This window comes from Pseudomonas sp. BF-B-26, assembly GCF_019956495.1.
In the GTDB taxonomy this organism is placed as follows: Bacteria; Pseudomonadota; Gammaproteobacteria; order Pseudomonadales; family Pseudomonadaceae; genus Aquipseudomonas.
The window spans coordinates 36,236-59,581 of sequence record NZ_JAHBDP010000082.1 but is presented as its reverse complement, the minus strand read 5'-3'; the positions used below and the strand labels follow the sequence as shown (position 1 = coordinate 59,581).

The following is a 23,346-nucleotide window of genomic DNA, read 5'->3' as shown; positions in this document are numbered from 1 at the left end:
GGGGCACGGTGTGGGGTAGAAGTTAGGCGGGGACGGCACGGTACGCTTGGCTCGTACGGACAACCGTTTGGCTAGAAAGGACAGGCCCTGAAAACAGGATTACGATGCGTTGAATTGGTGCGCACGCTTCGTCAGCAGGCGAGTGTGTGCATCGATATCGGGCAGGTGTAATCAGTGTCAGGTGTCAGGTGTCAGGTGTCAGCGGGATTCGGATATGCAACTGTCTGAATCGTTGGCAGCCCAAAAGGGGAGTGGCCTGCTATTTGCTAAACAGGGAACCAACGTTACCGTCACCGTTGTTGTCCAGCCGCCGCCGTGAGGTGAATGCCATGAGTCAAAGCAATCAGTATTCAACCCTTGCCGTTGCGGCTCCACGTCGCTTTGATTACTGGAAAGAAGTGGTGTGCCGTCACTGCCTCGTGGCCGACAGCAAACCGTTGGCGCAGAGCGATTTCAACGGGGCGTTGGAGGTGCACGGCATGGGGCCGCTGGACATCTGCACGTTGTCCTCGCCACTGCATTTTTGGGAGCGCTCCTCCCAGCATTTGCGCAGTGGTCCTGATGAAGATCTATGGCTCGGTTTCACCCGGCGTGGCTATGGTGAATTGGAGCAGGCAGGACGCAGGGCGACGCTGGCGGCGGACAATTTGTTTCTTTATGACGCATCCCAGACGTTCCGATTCAGCCTGGGTGGTACCGAAAACCACTTGGTCCGCATTCCGCGACAGTTGCTCAGCCAGCGGTTGCCGGGCGTAGCAAGTTGCACCGCCGTGGTTCTGGACGATCGCCGTCCAGGGGTGATTCCATTGCGCGAGATGTTGCATCAAGCGGCGAGCATTCCTGCGAGCTTTCAAGACGAGGGGCTATCCAGCCGATTTTCTAACACCTTGCTTGACCTCCTGGCGATCAGCCTGGAACTCCAGGATTTGAAGACAACCCATGAGGAGCTGGATCTTTATGGTCGGATCATGAACTACATCCAGCAGAATCTGACCGATCCAGACCTGTCGATCGAGCGCATCGCTCAAGTGCATTATGTGTCCACGCGAACCGTCACTCGCGCGTTCGCCCGTTACCAGAAAACGCCGGTCGCGGAGATCTGGAAAGAGCGCCTGATCGCCAGTCGCGAGGCAATAGAACGCGGCCAGGTACGCAGCATTTCTCAAGCTGCACTGGATTTCGGTTTCTCCGATTTCTCCCATTACAGTCATGCTTTTCGCAAGGCCTTTGGTGTGGCTCCTCATACGCTCCTGCGCAGAACTTGAGAAAGGCTCCAGGATTCACAAAAAACGCCACTCAATGAGTGTAATTCTGTTCACTTAAGACATTCTTCAGTCGAGCTAGAACCTGTGGCGAGGGGATTTATCCCCGTATCGGCTGCGAAGCAGTCGTAATCCAGGCAACTTAGTCTGTCTGAAAAGACGCTGGGGCCGCTTCGCAGCCCAACGGGGCGGTGCGACGTTTCGCTAAATCCCCTCGCCACAAATGTGGACGCCGCGCTTAAGTGAACAGCATTGCACTCAATGAGTGGCGTTTTTTTGTGCATGAGATTTATGTTCAGCGTCCGGCCATTAGCCCGGCTTTGACGAGAGTTCAGAGCCAGAGGTATGAGTCGCCTGCAACGCACCCTGGAGGGTACTCATCACCATGTCATGCAGCAGCTTGCGGCGTACTCCCTTGCTTGCGTGGGGCTCCCCAACCCAGGCTGGCAGTTGGTTGAGGAGGGACACGATGCCGCTCAAGGTGGCACGCCGGGTGGCACTGGTCGGTTTGCCGGTGAGCTGTTCTATAGTTTCCACCAGGTACTCCTCGTAGCGTCGGCGCAGGCTCAGGATCAAGGCATGCTGTTCGCTGCTCAGGCAATGGAGGTCGTACTCTGCCAGGCGGAAATGCGCCCCCATGCGCTCGTGTAGCAGGAGGTGCGCCTCAAGCAGACCGTGCAGTCGTACCGCCGGTGCGGATTTGCGGCGATTCACCAGGCTAGCGCCGTGAAGCAACTGTTCGTAGAGTTCCTCGATCAGCTCGAACAGCAGGGCTTCCTTGCTATCGATGTGGTTGTAAATGGAGCCGACATTGATCCCCAGATAAGTGGCGAGGTCGCGCATGCTTACCCGGCTGAAGCCACACCTGGCGAACAGCTCGAGCGCCTTGTGGCGGGTTTCCAGGTAGCGCGAGTGGTGCCCTTGTTCGACAGGTACCGCCATCACCTTCATACCCGAAACTGCCCCAACAGCCGATTCAGCTGACCCGCCAGTTGGCCCAGTTCCTGGCTGGCCTCGTTGGACCGGCCTGCTGCCTGGGCATTTTCGTGGGCCAGCGAAGCTGCACGGGTGACATTCTGGTTGATGTCCTCGACCACATGGGACTGCTCCAGGGTGGCGCTGGCGATCGAGGCGTTCAGTTCGGTGAGATTGCGCAGCGCGCTGAGAATCTGGTGCAGGCTTTCACCGGTTAGGCGGGCCTGTTCGACGGTTTGTTGAGCGGCTTGGCTGCTGGTATTGATGACCTTCACCGCCGCTTTCGAGTTGCCCTGCAGGCGCTCGATCATGCCCTGGATCTGTGCGATGGACTGCTGAGTGCGCTGGGCCAGCAGGCGCACTTCGTCTGCTACCACGGCGAAGCCGCGGCCCTGTTCGCCAGCGCGCGCCGCCTCAATGGCGGCATTCAGCGCCAACAGGTTGGTCTGCTCGGCGATGGCGCGAATGACTTCCAGCACACTGCCGATCTGGGTGCTTTCCTGGGCCAGGCTCTGGATCACCTCGACAGCCTGGCCGATGGTCTCGGACAACTGGTCGATCTGGCTCAGGCTGTTGTCAATATTGTGCTGGCCCTGGCGTGCCTGCTCATCGGCCTGGCGTACTTCGTTGGCGGCGTGTTCGGCGTTCTTCGCCACTTCCTGCACGGCGTAAGAAACCTCGTGAATGGCGGTGGCCACCAGTTCCATCTGCTGGGACTGTTGCTGGCTGTGGCGCTGGCTATCGCTGGCAATCTCAGCGAGTGATTGCGAGGCCTGGTTCAGGCTGCCGGCGGTTTGCATAGATTGGCCGATCACAGTGCGTAGCTTGTTGGTGAACACGTTGAAGTGGCCGTTGAGGGCGGTCAGCTCGTCGCGCCACTGGCTGTCCAGGTTGCGGGTCAGGTCGGCATCGCCGCTGGCGATGTTCTGCATGGCATCGACCGCTTGCGCCAGTGGCGAGGCGATGCTGCGGGCAATCAGCAGGATCAGCGCGCTGAGTAGCAGGGTGATCATTATCAGGATGACGAAGGTGTGTACCAGCTGGCGGCGGAACTCGACTTGCACGTCGTCAATGTAGATACCCGAGCCGACGATCCAGCCCCAGGGCTTGAACAGTTCGACGTAGGAAACCTTCTCCACCGGCGCGTCGGAACCCGGCTTGGGCCAGCGGTAACTCACCAGGCCTGAGCCGTCGCGTTTCGCCACGGCAACCATCTCGTCAAAGAGCGCCTTGCCATCAGGGTCGAGGGTGCCAGCCATGCGCTTGCCTTCAAGCTTGGCATTGGGATGCAGGATCATGCGCGTGTCGAGGTCTTCGAGCCAGAAGTACTCCCCGTGGTCATAGCGCAGATCGCGTATTACCGCGATAGCCTGCTGCTGCGCCTGTTCCCGACTGAGCCCGTGTTCTTCCAGGTTTTGGAAGTGGCGCAGGATGCCGCTGGCCGTCTCGACCACGTGACGGGTTTTCAGCGCCTTGGCTGCATACAGGTTGTCATAGTTCTGCTTGAGCATCATGCCGGCGAGAGTCAGCAGCATCAGGATGGACGTCAGCAGGATCAACCACAGTCGGCGGTTGATGGGAATATTGCGCAAGCGGGGCATGGGCAACTCCACAAGGAGGGGCAGAAAAGTGGGCGTCCGGACGCGGCGGGCGCATCCGGACGGGGGGACTCAGAGCGCGTAGTGGGCCAGCTCGCGGGCGATCAACAGGCGTTGGACCTCGCTGGTGCCTTCGTAGATCTGGGTGATGCGTGCATCGCGGTAGTAACGCTCCACCGGGTAATCCTCCAGGTAGCCATAGCCGCCATGGATCTGCATGGCGCTGGAGCACACGCGCTCGGCCATTTCCGAGGCGAACAGCTTGGCCTGCGAGGCTTCTGACAGACACGGTTGCCCGGCGCTTTTCAGGCGTGCGGCATGCAGCACCAGCAGTCGGGTGGCATTGAGCCGGGTGTGCATATCGGCGAGCAAGTTGGATACGCTTTGGTGTTCGATGATCGGCTTGCCGAATTGGACCCGTTCGCGGGCATACCCCAGCGCGGCCTCGAAAGCGGCGCGGGCGATGCCCAAGGCCTGGGCGGCGATACCAATGCGACCACCTTCCAGGTTGGACAGGGCAATGGCCAGGCCCTTGCCGCGTTCGCCCAACAGGTTCGCCTCGGGGATCGTGCAGTTGTTCAGGGTCACCGCGCAGGTATCCGAGGCCTTGATCCCCATTTTGTGCTCACGGCGGTCGACCACGAAACCAGGGTTGTCGGTCGGTACCAGGAAGGCCGACAGCCCCTTCTTGCCCCGTTCCGGATCGGTGACGGCGAAAACGATGGCCAGCTTGGCGCGCTCGCCGTTACTGACGAACTGCTTGGCACCGCTGAGCACCCACTGCCCATCATGCAGTTCGGCGCGGGTGCGCAGGTTGTGTGCTTCGGTGCCGGCCTGCGGCTCGGTCAAGCAGAAGCAGCCTATGGCTTGGCCGCTGGCTAGAAGCGGCAACCAGTCGTCTTGCTGAGTCGGGCTGCCATATTCCAGCAGGGGGCCGCAGCCCACTGAATTGTGGATGCTCATCAATGCGCCGAGGGCACCGTCGCCAGCCGAGATTTCCTCCACGGCCAGGGCGTAGGCCACATAGTCGGTGTAGCTGCCACCCCAGGTGTCCGGCACTACCATGCCCAGCAGGCCCAGTTCACCCATCTGCGCCACCACGGCGTCATCGATCCAGCCGGCCTTCTCCCAGGCTTGGGCATGCGGGCCGACTTCGCTGCGGGCAAAGTCGCGCGCCATGTCGCGGATCATGCGTTGTTCTTCGGTCAATTCGATATCGTGCATTGCAGTGTCTCCTGCCGATCAGGCGGTGCGAAGAGGGTTGGCGGAGGCCGGGCGGAAGCCGCTGAAAAAGGATTGCACCCGCGGTGGTGCCAGTTCCGCCAGGGTTGGCGGGTTCCAGCGCGGAGTTTTGTCCTTGTCGATGATCAAGGCGCGCACGCCCTCCATCAGGTCGCCTTTGTCGAACCACTGATAGTCCAGGTGCAACTCCAGGGCAAAGCAGTCGGCCAGGCTCAGGTAACGGCCGCGGCGCAGCAACTCCAGGGTCACGGCCATCGCCAGAGGCGAACGGCTGTCGAGCAGCTTGACCGTTTGTTCGGCCCAGTCGCGTAACTCAGGACGCTGCTCGCGCTGCAGGGCGGTGCGTATGGCCGGCACATCGGGCAGGGCGAAATATTCATCGATCACCTGGCGATAGGCCTTGAGCTCCGACCCCGCTATACGCTCGGTGGCCATGCCGCCGAGCAGGTCTTGCAGGTCTTGGTCCGGCGCACCGGTCCAGTTCAACTGATCCAGCGCGGCATCCAGTTCGGCCAGTTGCTCACTGGGCAGGCAGTAGTCAGCCAAGTTGGCATAGAGGGCATCGGCGGCACGTACCTGGCAGCCTGTGACCCCCAGATAGATACCCAGCTCACCCGGAAGGCGCGGTAGGAAATAGCTGCCGCCGACATCGGGGAAAAAGCCGATGCCGACTTCCGGCATACCCATCCGCGTGCGCTCGGTGATCACCCGCAGTGAGGCCGCCTGTGCCAGCCCCATACCGCCACCCAAGACGAACCCATCCAGCAGCGCGAGCACCGGTTTGGAATAGCCATGCAGGTACTCATCCAGGGCGTACTCTTCCTCGAGAAACAGCTCGTGCAGGTTGTCGCCGGCCTTGTGACTGTCGTACAGCATGCGGATGTCGCCACCGGCACAGAAGGCTTTTTCCCCGGCGCCACGAAGGGTCACGGCGACGATCTCCGGGTCCTGTTCCCAGACCCACAGGTACCGGCACAACAGTGTCACCATGGGCAGGTCCAGGGTGTTCAACGCGCTTGGTCGATTCAGCGTCAGGTGGCCGATGCGGTTGCGCACACTGGCCAGCACCGGGGCTTGCTGCTCGCTCATGCTTTTGCTTCTCCACGAAACAGTTTGATGATGGCGGAGAAGTCCAGGCCGCCATTACCTTGCAGGCTGAAGGTCTGGTACAGCTGCTGGGCGGCAGCACCGAGCACCACCGGCTGACGCACATGTTTCGCTGCTTCGGTGGCGAGGCCGAGGTCCTTGAGCATCAGGTCGGTACCAAAGCCGCCACTGTAACCACGCGAGGCCGGAGCGTTTTCCAGCACGCCCGGGAACGGATTGTTGATCTCCGAGCTCCAGCAGCGACCGGTGGAGGTGCCGATGACACCGGCCAGCACCTTGGCGTCCATGCCCAGGGCCACACCCAGGGCCATGGCCTCGGCGACGCCGACCATGGAGATGCCGAGCAGCATGTTGTTGGCGATCTTGGCCACTTGGCCGTTACCTGCTGCGCCGCAGTGCACGATGTTCCTGCCCATGGCCGAGAGGATTGGCAGGGCCTGGTCGAATACGCTGACCGGGCCGCCGACCATAAAGGTCAGGGTGCCTGCCGTCGCGCCACCGGTGCCGCCGGATACCGGCGCGTCGAGCATCGGGTTGCCTTGGGCAAGGGCGAATTTGGCCACTTCGCGGGCACTGAGCGGGTCAATGGTCGAACTGTCGATCAACAGCACGCCCTGGCCAATATTGGCCAACAGGCCCTCCTTGCCGCGATAGACCTGCTTCACATGGTCGGCGGTCGGCAACATGGTGATGATCACCTCAACCCTGGCCTTGGCCACAGCGGCGGGGGAGTCAGCGGCGCTGGCACCGGCCTCCACCAGGGCGGCGACCGCCTGGGGGAAAGGATCGAAAACGGTCAGGCTGTGTCCCGCCTTGAGCAGGTTGCGGGCCATTGGGCCGCCCATGTTGCCGAGGCCGAGAAATCCGATATGCATGATGACTACCTTTTGCGAGTGGGGATCAGCGGTGCAGGAAATTCGGCACGCGCTTTTCGACGAAGGCTTGCATGCCTTCCTTTTGGTCGTGGCCGGCAAACAGCGAATGGAACAACCGACGCTCGAAACGTATGCCTTCGCTGAGGCTGATTTCTTCAGCGCGGTTGACGCATTCCTTGATCATCATGGCCGCCGGTAACGACTTGCCGGCAATGCCGCGGGCGACTTCCAGGGTTCGTTCCAGTAACTCTGCGACGGGGAAAACACGGGCCACCAGATTGGCGCGCTCAGCTTCCTCGGCGCCGAGCTGGCGGCCAGTCAGGCACATCTCCATGGCTTTGGACTTGCCAACGGCGCGGCTCAGGCGCTGGGTGCCACCAATCCCGGGGATCACTCCCAGGTTCAGTTCCGGAAGACCGAAGCGGGCGTTATCGGCGGCGTAGATGAAGTCGCACATCAGCGCCAACTCGCAGCCGCCACCCAACGCGTAGCCAGCCACTGCGGCAATCATTGGCTTGCGCCGGGCGCCGATGCGGTCGGCGGTCGCGAAGAAATCGTCCAGATAGATCTGCGGATAACTCAGCGCGGCCATCTCTTTGATGTCAGCGCCGGCGGCAAAGGCCTTGGTCGATCCGGTGATGACCAGGCAGCCGATTTCAGGGTCGGCCTCCAGACGATCAAGGGCCTGGTTCAGTTCGGCGATCAATTGGCTGTTCAGCGCATTGAGCGCCTGTGGCCGGTTGAGGGTGATCAGGCCCACGCGCTGTTGCACGTCGACCAGTAAAGTTTGGTATTCCATCTTTCAGCTCCTGACTGGCCGGCGCTTGGCGCCGGCCAGCAAAGGTCATTTCAGGGTGATGGTGGTGTTTACCGCACCGCTGGTGTCGTCTTCGTCGAACCAGCGCTGGGTGACCGTCTTGGTCTGGGTGTAGAAGGTCACCACTTGTTTGCCGTAGGGGCCCAGGTCACCGAGTTTGGAGGCGCGCGAACCGGAGAACGAGAACAGCGGGACCGGTACCGGGATCGGCACGTTGATGCCTACCTGGCCGACGTCGATCTCTTCCTGGAAGTGACGCGCGGCAGCGCCGGAACGGGTGAACAGGGCAGTACCGTTGCCATTCGGGTTGGCGTTGATGATCTCGATCGCTTCGCTCAGGCTGGCGGCGTGCATGACGCACAGCACCGGGCCGAAGATTTCTTCGCGGTATACGGACATTTGTGCAGTGACGCCGGAGAAGATGGTCGGGCCGACGAAGTTGCCGTCCTGGTAGCCAGGCACACTTGGGTTGCGTCCATCCAGTTCGAGCCTGGCGCCTTCTTCGATGCCGCTGGCGATCAGGCTGTTGACGCGATCCAGAGCCGCGCAGGAGATCACCGGGCCGATGTCGGTGCCTGGTTCGGTGCCGCCATTGATCTTGAGGGTCTTGGTTCGCTCGATCAGGTCCGGCAACCAGGCCTGCGCTTCACCGACCAGGATCACCACTGGCAGAGCCATGCAGCGCTGGCCCGCAGCGCCAAAGGAAGCACCCAGCAGGTTGTTCAGGGTCTGCTGTTTGTTGGCATCGGGCAGGACGATGGCATGATTCTTCGCGCCCATCATGCACTGTGCACGCTTGCCATTCTGGGTAGCGCGGTTGTAGACGTGTGTGCCGACCTTGGTCGAACCGACGAAGGACACGGCCTTGATGTCCGGGTGGTCGCAGATCAGGTTCACCGCGTCGACGCCACCGTGGATGACGTTGAGCACTCCCTTCGGTACACCGGCCTCGAGCGCCAGTTCCACCAGGCGCATGGTCACCAGCGGATCCTGCTCGGACGGCTTGAGGATGAAGGTGTTGCCGGTGGCGATGGCCATCGGGAACATCCACAACGGGATCATCGCCGGGAAGTTGAACGGGGTGATGCCGGCGCACACGCCCAGCGGCTGCATCAAGGTGTAGGTGTCGACGCCATTGGCGACGTTGTTGGCCAACTCACCCATCTGCAGATTGCCAATGGAGGCGGCGTGCTCGACCACCTCCAGACCGCGGAACACATCACCTTCTGCATCCGGCAGGGTTTTGCCCTGTTCGGCGGTGAGCAGTGCTGCCAGTTCCTTGATGTTCTCGCGGATCAGTTGCTGGTATTTGAAGAAAATCCGGGAGCGGACGCCAATCGGCGTTTTGCGCCAGGTCTTGAAGGCTTCTTTGGCGCTGGCCACGGCGGCGTTCATTTCTTCGGCGGTGGCGAAGGGGACGCGGGCCAGGACTTCCTGGGTAGCCGGGTTGATCACGTCGCGCCATTGGGTGCTGCGCGATTCGACGAATTCGCCGTTGATGAGAAGCTTGACGCTAGGAATGCTGGAGGAGGTCATTTTCGGGTCCTGTCTACTTTTTTTGAGTCGAGTGAGGCCCCTCGGCCTGATTGGCCGAGCGGTCGCGTTTGAATTCAGAATGGCCGGCGTACCGGCCCGGGTTCAGCCCTTGAGTTGCGGGAAGTCTTCTTCGAAGTATTCCTGCGGGCCTCGTGCGTCACCCTGGCGACGCTGCACTTCCATTTGCCGCAATTCCACCCGGCGAATCTTCCCGGAGATGGTCTTGGGTAGCTCACTGACAAATTCGATGCGCCGTACCCGCTTATAGGGCGCCAGGTGCTCGCGGGCGAAGGCGAGGATGTTGGCGGCGAGTTCAGCGCTTCCGGGTTCGTCATGGGCCAGGATCAGATAGGCCTTGGGCACTGCCAGGCGCACCGGATCAGGGCTCGGCACCACGGCCACTTCCATCACGGCCGGGTGTTCGATCAGTGCGCTTTCCAGTTCGAAGGGGCTGATGCGGTAGTCGGAAGCCTTGAACACGTCGTCGGCACGGCCGACGAAGGTGATGTAGCCCTCTTCGTCGATCTGTGCGGTATCGCCGGTGCGGTAGTAACCGTCGCGCATCACTTCGGCGGTTTTTTCCGGGCTGTCCTCGTAGCACAACATCAGACCGAGTGGTCGCACGTCCAGCGGCAGGGCTACTTCTCCCTCGTTGCCGGGTACGCCGTCGGGGTCAAGCATGGTCACCTGGTAGCCCGGTAGCGGACGGCCCATGGAGCCGGGTTTGAGCAGTTGGCCGGGTGTGTTACCGACCAGCGCGGTGGTTTCCGACTGGCCGAAGCCGTCGCGCAGTGGCAAGTCCCAGGCATGCAGGATCTGCTCGATGATCTCCGGGTTGAGCGGCTCACCGGCGCCCACCAGTTCACGCAGTTTCAAGCGCTCCTTGTAACTGGCCAGGTCCTCCTGAATCAGCATGCGCCACACGGTGGGCGGGGCGCACAGGCTAGTGACGCCATAGCGCTCCAGCGCGCCAAGCAGGGCCGGAGCGCTGAAGCGCGCGACGTTGTGGATGAAGATGCAGGCGCCGGCGTTCCACGGTGCGAAGAGGCAGCTCCAGGCATGTTTGGCCCAGCCCGGTGACGAGATGTTCAAGTGCAGGTCACCCGGCTGCAGGCCGATCCAGTACATGGTCGACAGGTGGCCGACCGGGTAGCTCTGGTGACTGTGCAGCACCATCTTCGGTTTGGAGGTGGTGCCGGAGGTGAAGTACAGCAGCATCGGATCACTGGCCAGGGTGAGGCCCTCGACTTCGAACTGCTCGGAATATTCGCTGGCGGCGCTGTATGGGGTCCAGTCGGCGGGGGCCGGACCGACGCAGATGCGACTGCAGCCTTCACCCAGGCCGACGAACTTGTCGACATGGGCATTGCCGACCACGAGGTGGCGAACCTGGCCGCGCTCGATGCGGTCGCGCAGGTCATCCGGGGTCAACAGGGCGGTGGCGGGAATGACCACGGCGCCGATTTTGAAGGCGGCCAGCATGGTTTCCCACAGGGCGACGTCGTTGCCGAGCATCAGCAGGATGCGTTCGCCACGGCGCACGCCAAGGGCACGCAAGTGGTTGGCCACCTGATTGGAGCGCGAGGCCAGTTGCTGGAAGCTGTAGCGCTGTTCGCTGCCGTCTTCTTCAACGATCCACAGGGCGTTGGCCTGGTTGCCCTCGGCCATGGCATCGAAGTGATCCAGTGCCCAGTTGAACTCGTTCAGTTGCGGCCAGCGGAAGTCACGCACGGCAGTGGCGTAGTCGGTACGGTGGGCCAGCAGGAAGTCTCGAGCGGCGAGGAACGGTTGGCAGTTGCTGTTCATTGGAGTCTCCATCGATCGTGGTGACGATCGGCGCGGGTACAGGTACGGGATGGTCAGGCGGCGAAGGAGGCTTCGCTGCGGGCAGCAATGCGTACGAGACGCGTGCAGGTACCTGAGAACGGGGAGACGGCGGCAAGCATGGATGTCTTCACGGTGTATGCCCTTGTTTGTTTTTGTTGGGTCTGGCGCGGTTCATGACCAGGCGCTTGAGCCCAGTATATGCATGCAAAAATCAATTAAAAATGCTCATAAAAACCGGTGCGTTGTGCAAAAAAATCATAGAGGTGGCGCGTTGGATTGGGGGGCCACTCGCACTCTCAGGCGATGCGAGCGGCCCCGTCTGGCGGGGAGATTTACCAGAGCGCCAGGGTATAGTTGAGGATCAGGCGGTTTTCATCCAGGTCGCTGCCGAAGTTGGTCGAGCGCACCGTCGCGTTGCGCCACTTCACCCCGACATTCTTCAGCGGCCCGCTCTGCACGACATAACCAATGTCGGTATCACGTTCCCATTCCTTGCCTTCCGGACGATTGCCGCCCAGATCGATATTGTCGCCGGTGAGGTAGCGGGTCATGAAGGTCAGGCCCGGAACGCCAATGGCCGCAAAGTTGTAGTCGTAGCGCGCCTGCCAGGACTTTTCGTCCTTGCTGGCGAAGTCGCCGATCTGCACGAAGTTCACCAAAAAGGCATCGGTGCCGTTGACGTAGGCGTAGCCGGTGTCGCCGCTCATGCCTTGATAACCCAGGCCCAACGCATGCCCGCCAAGGTTGTAGGTGAACATTGCGCCGATGGCGTTGTTATCGACATTGCTGCCGCCATCATCCGTGGAGCGGGCGAAGCGCAGGTCCGTTTTCAGCGACTGGCCCGTCGTCACCGGCAACACGTAGGTCAAGTTGACCAGGTGCTGGCTGTAGAAGTTGTCGAGGTGACCGTAGCTGTAGCCGGTGGCGAGGTTGCTGGTCCATTTGTAGTTAAGGCTGGCGAAATCGAAGCTGTCGCTGTCGAGATGACGGTTGGTGATGCCCTTGGCGCCAGTGCGGGTGATGCCCATGTCCTCGTAATCCGAGGAGTCGCGCTGATTGACCTGGGTCAGTCGTCCGGCATCCACCGTCAGGCCTTCGAGTTCCAGCGAGGTCAACTGACCGCCCTTGAAAGTTTGTGGCAACAGCCGTGAATCGTTGGCCAGTACCGTCGGCAGTTTCGGCAGCAGCGTGCCGAGTTTCAGCGTGCTTTTCGAGGCACGCACTTTGGCGGTCAGGCCCAGTTCGCCGTACTCGTCCTGCGCACCTTTGCTCGTGTCGCGGTGGCGTTTGAGCAGGCCGGAGCCTGCGCGATCAGGGCTGGAATCAAGCTTGACGCCGACCAGGCCGATGGCATCGAAGCCGACACCGATCAAACCGTCGGTGAAGCCCGATTCATAGCGCAGCAGGAAACCCTGGGCCCATTCCTCTTGTTTGGATTGGGCGGCGTTGTCCTGGCGATAGTCGCGGTTGAAGTAAAAGTTGCGCAGTTCCAGGCTGGCCTTGCTGTCTGCGAGGAAGTCGGCGTGAGCCTGTACGGCGAGGCCGCTGCCGGCCAGGAACAGGGTAAGGGTGGTAGGTTTCATTGCTTGCCTCTTGTTGTTATAAGCAAGCCGTTCCCGCACTGGCCGGGGCCGGTGGAGGGAAGACTCGTTGGAGGTGCCCTGCGCCGGGCGGCGCAGGGCGGGAGTAAAAAAACGCGACGCTAAGGGGCGAACTCGCGCTCGGGGCATAGACCCCGGAAAGCTGCAGCGTTAGTGACTACTGGCCATTGCAGCGCCCAGGCCAGTCTGGGCGCGGACGAACTGATCGGCATAGGCAGCGCGCTCACGGTCGGCGCGCTCGCTACGGTCCAGTTTGGACGCCACCACGATGACCAGGAAGGCCAAAGGCATGGAGAACAGCGCCGGCTGGTCGTAGGGGAAGATTGCCTGGGCATGGCCCAATACGCCGACCCACACCGACGGTGAGCAGACCACCAGGGCCAGCGCGCTGATCAGGCCGGTCAGGCCGCCATAAAGGGCGCCGCGGGTGGTCAGGCCGCCCCAGTACATGGACATGATCAGTACCGGGAAATTCGCCGATGCGGCGATGCCGAACGTCAGGCCGACCAGGAAGGCGATGTTCTGGCCCTCGAACAGAATGCCAAGGGAAATCGCAACGATGCCCAGGCAGACGGTGGCAATGCGCGACACGCGCATTTCCTTTTTCTCGTCGGCGCGGCCCTTCTTCAATACCGAAGCATAAAGGTCATGGGAGATGGCCGAGGCACCCGCCAGGGCCAGACCGGACACGACGGCGAGAATGGTGGCGAAAGCCACGGCGGAGAGGAATCCGAGAAACAGGTTGCCGCCCACCGCTTTAGCCAGATGCATGGCAACCATATTGCCGCCGCCGATCATGGCGCCGCCGAGCTTGCCGTCGACATAGTACTGCGGGTCTGTGCCGACGATGACGATGGCGGTGTAGCCCAGGATGCAGACCACCAGGAAGAAGAAGCCGATGAACACCGTGGCGAATAGCACCGATTTGCGCGCTTCCTTTGCATTGGGCACGGTGAAGAAGCGCATCAGAATGTGCGGCAGGCCGGCGATGCCGAAGACCAGTCCGAGGGACAGTGACACCGCGTTGATCGGGTCGGCCAGCAAGGTGCCCGGGCCCATAATCTGCACGCCGCTGGCATGCACCGCCACGGCTTGGGCGGCCAGCGTCTCGAAGCTGAAGCCGAAACGGCTCAGGGCCATCAGCATCAGGGTCGTGCCGCCGGCCAGCAGCAGGACCGCCTTGGTGATCTGCACCCATGTGGTGGCGAGCATGCCGCCGAAGATCACGTAGACCAACATCAACACGCCGACTACCACCACCGCCGTGCGGTAGTCGAGACCGAACAACAGTTTGATCAGCTGACCGGCGCCGACCATTTGCACCACCAGATAGCAGCACACCACGGTCAGCGATCCGAGGGCGGCAAAGCTGCGTACGCGGGTTTGATCGAGGCGGTAGGAGACGATGTCGGCGAAGGTGTAGCGCCCCAGGTTGCGCAAGCGCTCGGCCATCAGGAAGGTGACGATAGGCCAGCCGACAAAGAAGCCAATGATGTAGACGAAGCCGTCGTAACCCTTGGCGAACACCATGCTCGACAGGCCCAGCAAAGTGGCTGCCGACATGTAGTCACCGGCGATCGCCAGGCCATTCTGAAAACCCGTGATACCGCCGCCGGCACTGTAGAAGTCGGCAGCGGAGCGCGTGCGACGGGACGCCCACCAAGTGATCAGCAACGTGGCAAGGACGAAGACGAAGAACATGCCGATGGCATGCACATTGAGCGGTTGCTTCTCCGCGGTGATAGTTGCGGCGTTGGCCAGCAGCGGGCTTAGGGCGAGAAGGGCGAGTAGGCGTTTCATGCGCGGGTCTCCAGGAGGATCTGCGCGCTGAGCGCGTCGAAACGGGTGTTGGCGGTGTTCACATACCAGGCGGTAAGCAGCCAGGACAGCAGGATAATTGCCACGCCGATCGGCATGCCGAGGCTGAGATGACTGCCGTCGTACAGCGGCAGGTGCAGCCAGGCAGGTGCGAAGGCCACTACCATGATGAAGCTGTAATAGACAGCCAGGACGGCGGCGCTCAGTGACCAGGCCAGCAGCGCGCGCTGGCGGGTGAGTCGCTGGAACTTGGGATTGGCCCTGACCTGGGCGCAGGTCTGGACGTGGTTCGGATGGTCAGTCGTCATGATGAGGCTCCGCTTTTAATTGTTGTTGTATGTCGGCCTTTTGAGGGGCGTACGGGTACCCGGGCGACGTCCCGAAGCGGAGCGTCACCTGAATGCTGCTGGAGTCGTATCTGCCCTGGCGATCTTCCGGAGGCGAGGGGTGTTGAAATGACGTCGGTCAGGTGCCGACAGGGAACCCGTCTATGAGCTCTCGACGGGGCCGAATGTGGCAGTGATTGCGCTGTCGCACAGCTGCCTGTTTTCGGCTTGAAAGCAGTGTTTTTTCCCTGCATTCATGCCGTCAGCCCTGATTGAAATTTGGGCGTTTCCGGTTGAGAAACGATGCTGGTCAAACCAGGCTGAATGCGAGTATATGTTGGCTAATTTCCAATATGTATTGGCAGAAAAGCCTGATGAATATGCAAAAACGCACAACCCAAAGTCATGTGAATTGGGACGATATGCGCTTCTTTCTCGAGGTCGCCCGTGCTCACACCGCGAGTGGCGCAGCACGTCGTTTGGGGGTGGACTACACCACGGTGTCGCGGCGCATCCGAGCCCTTGAGCAAAGCCTTGGTGCACTGCTTTTCGAGAAGTCCCGAGCGTCGGGTTTTGTCATGACTGTCGAGGGGCAACGCCTGGTCAGTCACGCCGAAACGCTGGAAAGTACGCTGCTGGCAGCCTGCGAGCAGGTTTCCGGAACCACCGGGGGGCTCGCCGGACACCTGCGCATCGGCTGTACCGAGGCTTTCGGCTCCTGTTTCATCACCACGCAGATGAGCCACTTCATCATCCATTACCCGCATATCTCCGTGGACATCCTGCCGGTCCCGCACTTCGTCAACCTGTCACGGCGCGAGGCAGACATCGCGATCACCCTGGAGCGGCCTGAGCGCGGTCCGTACGTGTGCTCGCGGCTGTGCGACTACCGACTGCGTCTGTATGCGACACCGGAGTACCTGGCCAATCATTCGCCGATTGCCAGTCGCGAGGACCTGGCCGGTCACCCCTTCGTGACCTATGTCGAGGATCTGGCCTTCAGCTTCAAGCTGCTCTACCTGAACGACCTGCTGCCCGGCGCGCACAGCCGCCTGCGCAGCACCAGCGTAGTTTCCCAGTACCATGCGGCGCTGGAAGGGCGCGCGCTGGCCATCCTGCCTTGCTTCCTCGCTGGTCCCGACCCGCGCCTGTGCGAAGTGCTCCCGGATGAGGTGGAGGTCACTCGACAGTTCTGGATGTACTACAGCGAGGACCTGCGCAAGCTCAAGCGGATTACCTTGGTAGCCGACTACCTGCGCGCCTGCGCGGATCTCAATCGCCCGCTGCTGATGGGCGAGTCGCAAGGGATGGCCTACTTGCCATCGCCCTGAGGTTGCTACTCTGATCAGCGGTTCACCCTAAAATAATAAAAACAGGTGTCTCCATGCGTCTCGACCATGCGTTGTTAACCGATGTCAGCGGCAAGCCGCTACGCCAGCAACACAAAATCTTTTCAACCGAGTGGGATGAAATCAGCGACTGGTCGGATCGCGTATACATGCCCTATCGTGTGGCCCCCATCGGGCATGCCATCAAGCCGCACGCAACCATGCATTCGTCCAGGATTGGCGAGTTGACGCTGACTCGTTTTGCCTATGGAGTCGCCGTGAGCGTCGATGAATTTTCGCCCGAGGCGGGGAATGCGTTACTGCTTACGACCATTCGCGGCAATGCCCGGCACTGGGCTCAACGTTCGGTCACTGAGGATACGGCAGTAGGTCAATCCTTCATTGCCAATTGCAGTCGTGTCGATTACCGGATCGACCTCGATCCGGATCACCTGCAACTGAATCTGACTATTCCTCATGCAGTTTTGGAACGGATGGCGCAGCAGTGGTTTGGGTTCGTGCCCGATGATCAGTTCTGGAGACACAAGTGCGTCATCGGCGGAGTCGGTTCGAGCTGGCTAAGCCTGCTGGAGTACACGGTTCGTTGCGTGGCCGAGGCTTCCGAACACATGGCTGAAGGACGTCTGGGGGCTCATCTGGAGCAAAGTCTTTGCGTTCATCTATTGCGAGAGTGGGCTGCCCGCGCCGCGCAAGCAGGGCTTGATTTCAATAGTCCAATGAACCGGATTGCACCGCGTTATGTCAGGGCCGCCGAAGAGTTCATGAGTGCCAATGCAGCGAGCCTGCCGACGATGGCAGAGGTTGCCAGTGCCGTCGGGACCAGTGTGCGGGCATTGAGTGGAGCCTTCTCGCGTTTTCGCGGCATGACGCCCGGTGCGTTCTTGCGCGAGCAGCGGTTGCAGGGTGTGCGCCGCGATTTATTGGCAACGGGTCCGGAGTCGGGGACAACTGTTTCCACCATCGCCTTTCGGTGGGGTTATCTAAACCTGGGTGAATTTGCGGGAATCTATCGCAAGCGTTTCAGTGAATTACCCTCCCAAACCTTGCAGCGCCGACTGCGTTAGCGATGCGAGGCAGAAAAGGGCACCGAGAGTGACGTCCAAGACGCTCTCGGTGCCCAGGAAACCAACCACTTGCTGTGGGTCAGAACACCCACAACAGCCGTAGGTTAACCCGCTGCTTTTCCTTGAAGCCGTTGTCGACCGATACGTCCTGGCCGTAATTGAGCAGGGCCTGGAACGTAGGGGTCATCCAGTACGATCCCCCGACACGGTACTTGCTGGTGTTGGGTTCATCGTTCTGATCCTGACCGTCAACGCGCGTCTCACCACCCCAGAGTTGAGACGCGCCGACATGCACCGACAGCTTGGGCGTCACGGCGTACCTCAGGTACGTCTGGGCTTGCCATAGTGGCTTCTGGCGCAACGTCAGGCTTTGACTCGTGAGGTCGTCATTTTTGCCAAACAGGGTCACGTCGGCGGTGAGGTCCAGGGATAACTTTTCAGTGAGGCCGGTCACATAGCCCGTCTGCAACGTCATCTTCCAACGGTTTTCTCCAAGGTTGAGTGCATCGTTTCGGTCATAGTTACCGGTCGGCACGTACAGGTAGGGCGCTATGCCCCAGTAACGGTTCTTCGCCGGATCATTCACGAGCCACAGGGTGGACGCCAGAATCAAGTCGCCCGTGCCATTGGCTTGTCCCAACGCGTCGTTATCGCGTGTTCCTTCCAGGCGCCCGAATGGCAACAGGAACTGCGTATTGATCGTGTAGTCACCCAACTGCTGGTAATTCGCGACGCGCAATATGCCGATATCCGAGTCGAGTCCCGCTTTGATCGCAACCTTGTGACCGTTACCGTAAAGCGACCGCCGTTCGGCATGCTGGAGGTAAAGCAAGCCGATATTGCTGCCGGCTGGAAGCGCAGCGGCGTATTCGCCGGCGTCCACATCGACGGCTCCGGCGTTGCCCGCCAGAGTCGCCAACAGGAGGCCAGCACTGATTGTTGACGTGCCAAATGCGCATTCTGTGGATCGAGCGCGCACAGGGGTACGTGTGGAGATCTCCATGAGTCACCTGTTTTGTTTTTGTTGTTTTCGGAGAAGGGGATAGTTTTCTTGCGCCATCGCCTGGAGCCCTTGGAGGGCTCTCATGCGAATCGAATCAAGTACGGGTTCAGGTGGTCAGATTGCGGTAGGCCGCCGTTTCGAAATCCAGATATCCGTTGGTCGAAACAGGGTCTACGAATGGCAATATCTGAGTGGCCCAAAAACCGCCGATGCCATTCTTGCGATCGATCCAATAGAAAAGATTGGCCAATCCAGCCCACGCCAAAGAGCCCGCAGGACGACCGGTGGGTGCGTCTTGTTCGTTGATCATGAAACTCAACGCCCATGACTTTGGCATGCCGGGGAAGAATTCCGCCGTGTGGGAAATACTCGGAATCACGCAGGGAAGGGCTTTTATTTTCAGGTTGTCGAGCCCGTTTTTTTCAGCGAAACGAATCGTCTCAGGCTTCAGAATGGGTCCGTGATCACCTTGTCCATCGTTTAGCCAGGCCCGGATGAACAGGCAATAATCCTTCACTGTCGAGAACAGACCATGGCCTCCCATGTGCACTTCTGGTTCCTCTGGAAGGAGGGAACCCTCGACTGCGGTCAGCGATCCATCTTCTTCACGCTGATGCATTCCAGCCCGTCGCTGGAGCATCGATGCGGTCATGCTAAAGGCGGTATCGGTCATGCCCAGCGGCTCAAAAATACGTTGTTGCATGACTTCACCCAGACGTTTGCCGGTAATGGCCTCGACCACCAGACCGGCCCAATCCATGCTGGAACCGTATTCCCACTGTTCACCAGGCTCAAACAGCAAGGGCGTCATGAGTGCCGCCAACGATCCACTGATGATGCTGGGTTGGCGTCCTTCCTGGACTAGCCTGTTGTAGTTTTCGTTAAAGAATTCATAACCCAGACCTGCTGTATGAAGCAGAAGCATCCGCGTGGTGATGTGTTTTTTGGGCGCGCGAAGCCGCGGGGTGCCGTCGATATCAAACCCTTCGAGCACCTTGAGTTCGCCGATCATCGGCACATAGTTCCTGGCAGGCGCATCGAGATCCAGTAGGCCGTCCTCGACCAACTGAAGCACCGCCGTGGCGGTTATCGCTTTAGTCGTCGAAAACATGGCGAAAACACTGTCGGTCGTCATTGCACCGGCTTGACCGAGCGTCCGTTGACCTGAAGCACCTTCGTAGAGCAAACCGTCGCGCCCGGTTATTGCTGCGACTACGCCTGGGACGCGCTGCGGTCCAGCGGTGACGGTATCGAGCAAGTGGTTGAGTGATGATGTAAACACTGGATTCATTATTCTTATTCTCCTTACACCCGACCCATAGTCCGCTCGGCTAGAGCCTATGGCGGGGTGTGCAGTGGCAGGACTGACTGGACCGACGTGAAGCGATGAACGTCGGTCAGTGGAGAGTAAGAAGATAAAATTAAAGCGTCTGTCGGCTGCCGGCAGAGGGTGTCGGAATCAGGCACTTATTTAAGTGCCGCGCAGGTGGGCTTGATAGACAGTTTCCGACAAGCACCGGCAACCCATAACGACTGATAGGGAAGTACAACAGACTTAGTTGCGAAGCCTGCCGTACTACTGAGTTCATTTGGACTCGGTATCAGGGTTGAAGGTTGGAACGCAATGGCGAAAGCATCTATGCCATTCGCGCCACTTGTGCCTGCCGTCTTTATTGGCTGGAGCGAATAGCCCCTCCATCAATCAACAAGTTCTGCCCGGTCAGGTAGCCCGCATGACTGCTGCAAACGAAAGCGCACAGAGCGCCGAACTCTTCGGGTGAGCCGAAGCGTTTGGCAGGAATTTCGCTACGGCATTCGCCGAGGAATGCCTCACTGTCTTGCCCCGACTCTTCGGCCGCAGCGACCAGGTTGTCACGCAGTCGATCGGTGTCGAATGAGCCCGGTTGCAGGTTGTTGATCGTCACATTCCGACTGGCGATGTTGTCTTGCCGTGCAAGCCCTGCGATAAATCCCGTCAGACCACTGCGCGCGCCATTGGAAAGACCCAGGCTTTCGATCGGGGACTTCACGGCACTCGACGTGATGTTGATGATTCGGCCAAATCCGCGGGTCGCCATGCCGTCTACCGTTGCCTTGATCAACTCGATTGGTGTGAGCATGTTGGTATCCAGCGCCTTGAGCCAGGCGTCGCGGTTCCATTCGCGGAAATCCCCGGGAGGAGGGCCTCCAGCGTTGTTGATCAAAATATCGAAATGCTCATGGGCCGTGAGGGCGGCCGCGCGACCCTCGGGCGTTGAAATGTCTCCGGCCACGGCGATGACCGTCACTTCAGGATTTATCGCTCTGAGCTGACGGGCTGTTTCATTCAGCGTCTGTTCGCCTCGGGCGATGATCACTACGTTCACGCCTTCGCTGACGAGTGCCTGTGCGCAGGCTTTACCCAGGCCTTTGCTGGCCGCGCACACCAGCGCCCAGCGTCCTGCTATTCCAAGGTTCATGCGTGTTTTCCTGACAGAAGGAAGCTCAAAGAAAGTAGTTGCCTGGTGCAGCGCCATGCTCACGCATGATTCGCAGTGACAGGCAGGTTTGGCGATCGAGTACTGATGCCCATAAAGCGCCGCACTCTCTCTCCTTCGGCATCGCAGCGTATGGTTTCAGGTGCAGCATCCAGTTGGATATTACCGTTCTCCATGAACACGACCCGGTCGGATATCGACATGGCAAAGTCCATTTCGTGGGTGACGATAATCATGGTCATGCCTTCACTGGCAAGGTCGCGTATGACGTTCAGCACATCGCCCACCAGCTCTGGATCGAGCGCTGACGTAGGCTCGTCGAACAGCATGATGTCCGGCTCCATGGCCAAAGCACGCGCGATCGCCACGCGCTGTTGCTGTCCGCCGGAGAGCTGGTGCGGGTACTTGTGGGCGTGGGCGAGCAGGCCGACCTTGTCCAGCAGCGCATAAGCACGGTGCTCGCTCAGCTCGCCCGGGATGCCGTGGTAACGCGGCGCCAGCGTGACGTTGTCGAGAATGGTGCGGTGCGGGAACAGATTGAAGTTCTGGAACACCATGCCAATGTGCCGCACGCCTTTGCGCAGACGGGCGCTGTTGGGTTTGTCCGACGCTTCGATGAATTTTTCACCGAACAACAGAATGTCGCCGGTATCGATAGTTTCCAGACCGTTGACCGTGCGGATCAGCGAAGTTTTGCCGGAGCCGGATGGGCCAATGATCGAGATCACCTGGCCGTATTCGACATTCAGATCGATACCCATCAGCACTTGGTGCGTGCCATAGCTCTTCTGGATGTTCTTCAGTTGCAGGATGGGCGTCGCGTTGCTGCTCGCGGCTTTACGCGCAGTGTCGGGCAAGGCTTCGGCGCAGGCCTTGAGCTTGACCACGGCGGCGGCATCGAGTGTATGCGGCTTGCGGAAGTTCAGGTCCAGGTAGCGCTCCAGGCGCTGCAGGAAAAAGCCGAACACGGTGACGATCAGCACGTAGTACACGCCCACCGCCGCCAGGGTTTCCATGACCAGGAAGTTGGTGGCATAGAGGCGTTGGCCGACCGTGAGGATTTCGGTCAGGGAGATGACCGAGACCAGCGACGTCAGCTTGACCACTGTGATGTATTCATTGATCAACGTCGGCAGCGAGATACGGAAAGCCTGGGGGATCACGATCAAGCGCTGCATGCCGAACAGGCCGACACCCAGCGCGCGGCCTGCTTCCTTTTGGCCCTTGGCCACGGAGATCAGGCCACCACGGTGGATCTCTGCCATGTAAGCCGCTTCCGTGACCACCAGGGCAAGCAAGCCGGAGTAGAAGGGGTTCGACAGAATCGGTCCGCTACCGGGAAACAATTGGGGCAAGTTGTAGACGAAGACCACCAGCACCAGCAGCGGGATGCTGCGGAAGAACCAGATGTAGACCGCCGCGGGAATGCGCAATAGGGGCGACTGGGACAACTTGGCCGTGGCCAGGCCAAAGCCCAGCAGCATGCCGAGGAACCAGGCCAGGGCACTGAGCTGGACCACCGTGACGCAGGCTTTCCAGAAGTCCGGCAGGGAGAACAGGGACAAGAAATACGACCAATCGAATTGCATAGGGCACCTCGATCTGCCACCCCGGTGCAGGGGCGGCAGATGACCAGACTACAAGGACACGTTCTTAGTGGGCAGTCGGTTCTTCCAAGCCATATTTCTTAAGAATAGCGGCGTATTCACCGCTCTTTTTCGTCTCTTCGAAGGCTTTTTGCACGGCCTGGAATGTTTCGTCGTTACCTTTCTTGACGAAGATACCGAGGGTTTGTTGATAGATCGGGTGTTCGGTGGTGATCACTACCCGGCCATTGGTTTTTTCTGCGATCATTTTTGCAGCGCCAGCGATTTCAACCTGGGCCTGAATGTTTTTGGACAACAGGGCCTGGGTCACTTCGGGCGCGGAAGGGTACTCGCTGACGGTGATGGCGCCTTTGTTATTTGGCACGCAGTACTCATCGGAGAGCTTCTTGAATTCCTTGACCCAGGTCGTGCCCTGTTCCAGGCCCAGTTTCAAGCCGCACAGGTCTTCAGGTTTTTTCGCATTGATCTCGCTGCCCTTGGGCACCATGACCGCGGCACCGGTGTTGGCATAGGCGATGGTTTGGGCCTGAGTCTGGCGCTCCGGTGTGATGTACATGCCGGAAATGACCGCGTCGTATTTGGCGGAGTTCAGGCCCAGGATCAGGCTCGGGAATTTGGTGTCGATGAACTCCACGTTGGCGTTCATGTGCTTGGCCAGGGCGGCTGCCAGTTCCGGGTCTGAGCCCACCACGTTTTTGTCTTTGTCATAGGACTCAAAAGGAGGGTAGGTGATTTCCATGCCGACCTTGAACGTGTCTGATGCGGCCATGCTCAACGAGGCACCGAGCATACCGGCCGCCAATACAGCCAAGCTCAACAGGTTTTTATTATTGTTTTTCATCTTTACTGACTCCGGCGTAGG

General features: G+C 60.1%; 19 protein-coding genes. 3 read left to right on the top strand and 16 right to left on the bottom strand.

The genetic code is table 11. The features are described from left to right. Positions 1 to 329: 329 nt before the first annotated feature. Complete coding sequence (locus KGB03_RS18355; protein WP_223528075.1) at positions 330 to 1,265, top strand: helix-turn-helix domain-containing protein; 936 nt, start codon at positions 330 to 332, stop codon at positions 1,263 to 1,265. 306 nt (positions 1,266 to 1,571) lie between these two features. Here KGB03_RS18355 and KGB03_RS18350 read toward each other — a convergent pair whose 3' ends face one another. The 11 genes from KGB03_RS18350 to KGB03_RS18300 all read right to left on the bottom strand — a co-directional run bounded on the left by KGB03_RS18350 (position 1,572) and on the right by KGB03_RS18300 (position 14,966). Continuing rightward, positions 1,572 to 2,213: a TetR/AcrR family transcriptional regulator gene (locus tag KGB03_RS18350; RefSeq protein WP_223528071.1), complete on the bottom strand. Its 642-nt coding sequence runs from the start codon at positions 2,211 to 2,213 to the stop codon at positions 1,572 to 1,574. After that, positions 2,210 to 3,838, bottom strand: coding sequence for a methyl-accepting chemotaxis protein (locus tag KGB03_RS18345; protein WP_223528068.1), 1,629 nt, complete (start codon positions 3,836 to 3,838; stop codon positions 2,210 to 2,212). The genes KGB03_RS18350 and KGB03_RS18345 overlap by 4 nt, the downstream gene beginning before the upstream one ends. 69 nt (positions 3,839 to 3,907) lie before the next feature. Next, the gene (locus KGB03_RS18340; RefSeq protein ID WP_223528065.1) at positions 3,908 to 5,059 is read right to left on the bottom strand and encodes an acyl-CoA dehydrogenase family protein; all 1,152 of its coding nucleotides are present in this window, start codon (positions 5,057 to 5,059) and stop codon (positions 3,908 to 3,910) included. Positions 5,060 to 5,077: 18 nt separating this feature from the next. Further along, positions 5,078 to 6,166: an enoyl-CoA hydratase/isomerase family protein gene (locus KGB03_RS18335; protein WP_223528062.1), complete on the bottom strand. Its 1,089-nt coding sequence runs from the start codon at positions 6,164 to 6,166 to the stop codon at positions 5,078 to 5,080. Next, positions 6,163 to 7,059 carry a 3-hydroxyisobutyrate dehydrogenase gene (mmsB, locus tag KGB03_RS18330; RefSeq protein WP_223528059.1) on the bottom strand — a complete coding sequence of 299 codons (897 nt, stop codon included), beginning with the start codon at positions 7,057 to 7,059 and terminating at the stop codon, positions 6,163 to 6,165. The genes KGB03_RS18335 and mmsB overlap by 4 nt, the downstream gene beginning before the upstream one ends. 25 nt (positions 7,060 to 7,084) lie before the next feature. Then, positions 7,085 to 7,858 (bottom strand): enoyl-CoA hydratase, encoded by a 774-nt coding sequence (locus tag KGB03_RS18325; protein ID WP_223528056.1) that lies wholly within the window; start codon positions 7,856 to 7,858, stop codon positions 7,085 to 7,087. A 45-nt stretch (positions 7,859 to 7,903) separates the two neighbouring features. After that, positions 7,904 to 9,412: a CoA-acylating methylmalonate-semialdehyde dehydrogenase gene (locus KGB03_RS18320; RefSeq protein WP_223528054.1), complete on the bottom strand. Its 1,509-nt coding sequence runs from the start codon at positions 9,410 to 9,412 to the stop codon at positions 7,904 to 7,906. Positions 9,413 to 9,514: 102 nt separating this feature from the next. After that, on the bottom strand, positions 9,515 to 11,218 hold the full coding sequence (locus tag KGB03_RS18315; protein ID WP_218537035.1) for an AMP-binding protein: 1,704 nt from the start codon (positions 11,216 to 11,218) through the stop codon (positions 9,515 to 9,517). Between the two features lie 353 nt (positions 11,219 to 11,571). Next, on the bottom strand, positions 11,572 to 12,822 hold the full coding sequence (locus tag KGB03_RS18310; protein ID WP_223528051.1) for an OprD family porin: 1,251 nt from the start codon (positions 12,820 to 12,822) through the stop codon (positions 11,572 to 11,574). Between the two features lie 168 nt (positions 12,823 to 12,990). Then, a complete protein-coding gene (locus KGB03_RS18305; protein ID WP_223528049.1) occupies positions 12,991 to 14,640 on the bottom strand; it encodes a cation acetate symporter in 1,650 nt (549 codons plus the stop codon). Next, positions 14,637 to 14,966, bottom strand: coding sequence for a DUF485 domain-containing protein (locus tag KGB03_RS18300; RefSeq protein WP_218537032.1), 330 nt, complete (start codon positions 14,964 to 14,966; stop codon positions 14,637 to 14,639). Before KGB03_RS18300 ends, KGB03_RS18305 begins: the two co-directional genes overlap by 4 nt. A gap of 398 nt (positions 14,967 to 15,364) precedes the next feature. Between KGB03_RS18300 and KGB03_RS18295 the strand changes: the two genes are divergently transcribed. After that, complete coding sequence (locus KGB03_RS18295; protein WP_033053263.1) at positions 15,365 to 16,315, top strand: LysR family transcriptional regulator; 951 nt, start codon at positions 15,365 to 15,367, stop codon at positions 16,313 to 16,315. A gap of 53 nt (positions 16,316 to 16,368) precedes the next feature. Further along, the gene (locus KGB03_RS18290) at positions 16,369 to 17,397 is read left to right on the top strand and encodes an AraC family transcriptional regulator (protein ID WP_223528047.1); all 1,029 of its coding nucleotides are present in this window, start codon (positions 16,369 to 16,371) and stop codon (positions 17,395 to 17,397) included. 79 nt (positions 17,398 to 17,476) lie between these two features. Here KGB03_RS18290 and KGB03_RS18285 read toward each other — a convergent pair whose 3' ends face one another. The 5 genes from KGB03_RS18285 to KGB03_RS18265 all read right to left on the bottom strand — a co-directional run bounded on the left by KGB03_RS18285 (position 17,477) and on the right by KGB03_RS18265 (position 23,325). After that, a complete protein-coding gene (locus KGB03_RS18285) occupies positions 17,477 to 18,400 on the bottom strand; it encodes a transporter (RefSeq protein ID WP_218537030.1) in 924 nt (307 codons plus the stop codon). Between the two features lie 106 nt (positions 18,401 to 18,506). Further along, positions 18,507 to 19,691 (bottom strand): serine hydrolase domain-containing protein, encoded by a 1,185-nt coding sequence (locus KGB03_RS18280; protein WP_218537029.1) that lies wholly within the window; start codon positions 19,689 to 19,691, stop codon positions 18,507 to 18,509. Between the two features lie 379 nt (positions 19,692 to 20,070). Then, positions 20,071 to 20,859, bottom strand: coding sequence for an SDR family oxidoreductase (locus tag KGB03_RS18275; RefSeq protein ID WP_223528044.1), 789 nt, complete (start codon positions 20,857 to 20,859; stop codon positions 20,071 to 20,073). 59 nt (positions 20,860 to 20,918) lie between these two features. After that, positions 20,919 to 22,466 (bottom strand): amino acid ABC transporter permease/ATP-binding protein, encoded by a 1,548-nt coding sequence (locus KGB03_RS18270; RefSeq protein ID WP_223528041.1) that lies wholly within the window; start codon positions 22,464 to 22,466, stop codon positions 20,919 to 20,921. Between the two features lie 64 nt (positions 22,467 to 22,530). Further along, positions 22,531 to 23,325, bottom strand: a complete 795-nt coding sequence (locus KGB03_RS18265) for an ABC transporter substrate-binding protein (RefSeq protein WP_218537026.1) — start codon at positions 23,323 to 23,325, stop codon at positions 22,531 to 22,533. Positions 23,326 to 23,346 lie beyond the last annotated feature (21 nt).

What these genes read in the sequence shown, in the direction of transcription:
- KGB03_RS18355 (WP_223528075.1), top strand. Translation starts at nt 330, where the DNA reads ATGAGTCAAAGCAATCAGTATTCAACCCTTGCCGTTGCGGCTCCACGT.
- KGB03_RS18350 (WP_223528071.1), bottom strand. Translation starts at nt 2,213, where the DNA reads ATGAAGGTGATGGCGGTACCTGTCGAACAAGGGCACCACTCGCGCTAC.
- KGB03_RS18345 (WP_223528068.1), bottom strand. Translation starts at nt 3,838, where the DNA reads ATGCCCCGCTTGCGCAATATTCCCATCAACCGCCGACTGTGGTTGATC.
- KGB03_RS18340 (WP_223528065.1), bottom strand. Translation starts at nt 5,059, where the DNA reads ATGCACGATATCGAATTGACCGAAGAACAACGCATGATCCGCGACATG.
- KGB03_RS18335 (WP_223528062.1), bottom strand. Translation starts at nt 6,166, where the DNA reads ATGAGCGAGCAGCAAGCCCCGGTGCTGGCCAGTGTGCGCAACCGCATC.
- mmsB (WP_223528059.1), bottom strand. Translation starts at nt 7,059, where the DNA reads ATGCATATCGGATTTCTCGGCCTCGGCAACATGGGCGGCCCAATGGCC.
- KGB03_RS18325 (WP_223528056.1), bottom strand. Translation starts at nt 7,858, where the DNA reads ATGGAATACCAAACTTTACTGGTCGACGTGCAACAGCGCGTGGGCCTG.
- KGB03_RS18320 (WP_223528054.1), bottom strand. Translation starts at nt 9,412, where the DNA reads ATGACCTCCTCCAGCATTCCTAGCGTCAAGCTTCTCATCAACGGCGAA.
- KGB03_RS18315 (WP_218537035.1), bottom strand. Translation starts at nt 11,218, where the DNA reads ATGAACAGCAACTGCCAACCGTTCCTCGCCGCTCGAGACTTCCTGCTG.
- KGB03_RS18310 (WP_223528051.1), bottom strand. Translation starts at nt 12,822, where the DNA reads ATGAAACCTACCACCCTTACCCTGTTCCTGGCCGGCAGCGGCCTCGCC.
- KGB03_RS18305 (WP_223528049.1), bottom strand. Translation starts at nt 14,640, where the DNA reads ATGAAACGCCTACTCGCCCTTCTCGCCCTAAGCCCGCTGCTGGCCAAC.
- KGB03_RS18300 (WP_218537032.1), bottom strand. Translation starts at nt 14,966, where the DNA reads ATGACGACTGACCATCCGAACCACGTCCAGACCTGCGCCCAGGTCAGG.
- KGB03_RS18295 (WP_033053263.1), top strand. Translation starts at nt 15,365, where the DNA reads ATGCAAAAACGCACAACCCAAAGTCATGTGAATTGGGACGATATGCGC.
- KGB03_RS18290 (WP_223528047.1), top strand. Translation starts at nt 16,369, where the DNA reads ATGCGTCTCGACCATGCGTTGTTAACCGATGTCAGCGGCAAGCCGCTA.
- KGB03_RS18285 (WP_218537030.1), bottom strand. Translation starts at nt 18,400, where the DNA reads ATGGAGATCTCCACACGTACCCCTGTGCGCGCTCGATCCACAGAATGC.
- KGB03_RS18280 (WP_218537029.1), bottom strand. Translation starts at nt 19,691, where the DNA reads ATGAATCCAGTGTTTACATCATCACTCAACCACTTGCTCGATACCGTC.
- KGB03_RS18275 (WP_223528044.1), bottom strand. Translation starts at nt 20,859, where the DNA reads ATGAACCTTGGAATAGCAGGACGCTGGGCGCTGGTGTGCGCGGCCAGC.
- KGB03_RS18270 (WP_223528041.1), bottom strand. Translation starts at nt 22,466, where the DNA reads ATGCAATTCGATTGGTCGTATTTCTTGTCCCTGTTCTCCCTGCCGGAC.
- KGB03_RS18265 (WP_218537026.1), bottom strand. Translation starts at nt 23,325, where the DNA reads ATGAAAAACAATAATAAAAACCTGTTGAGCTTGGCTGTATTGGCGGCC.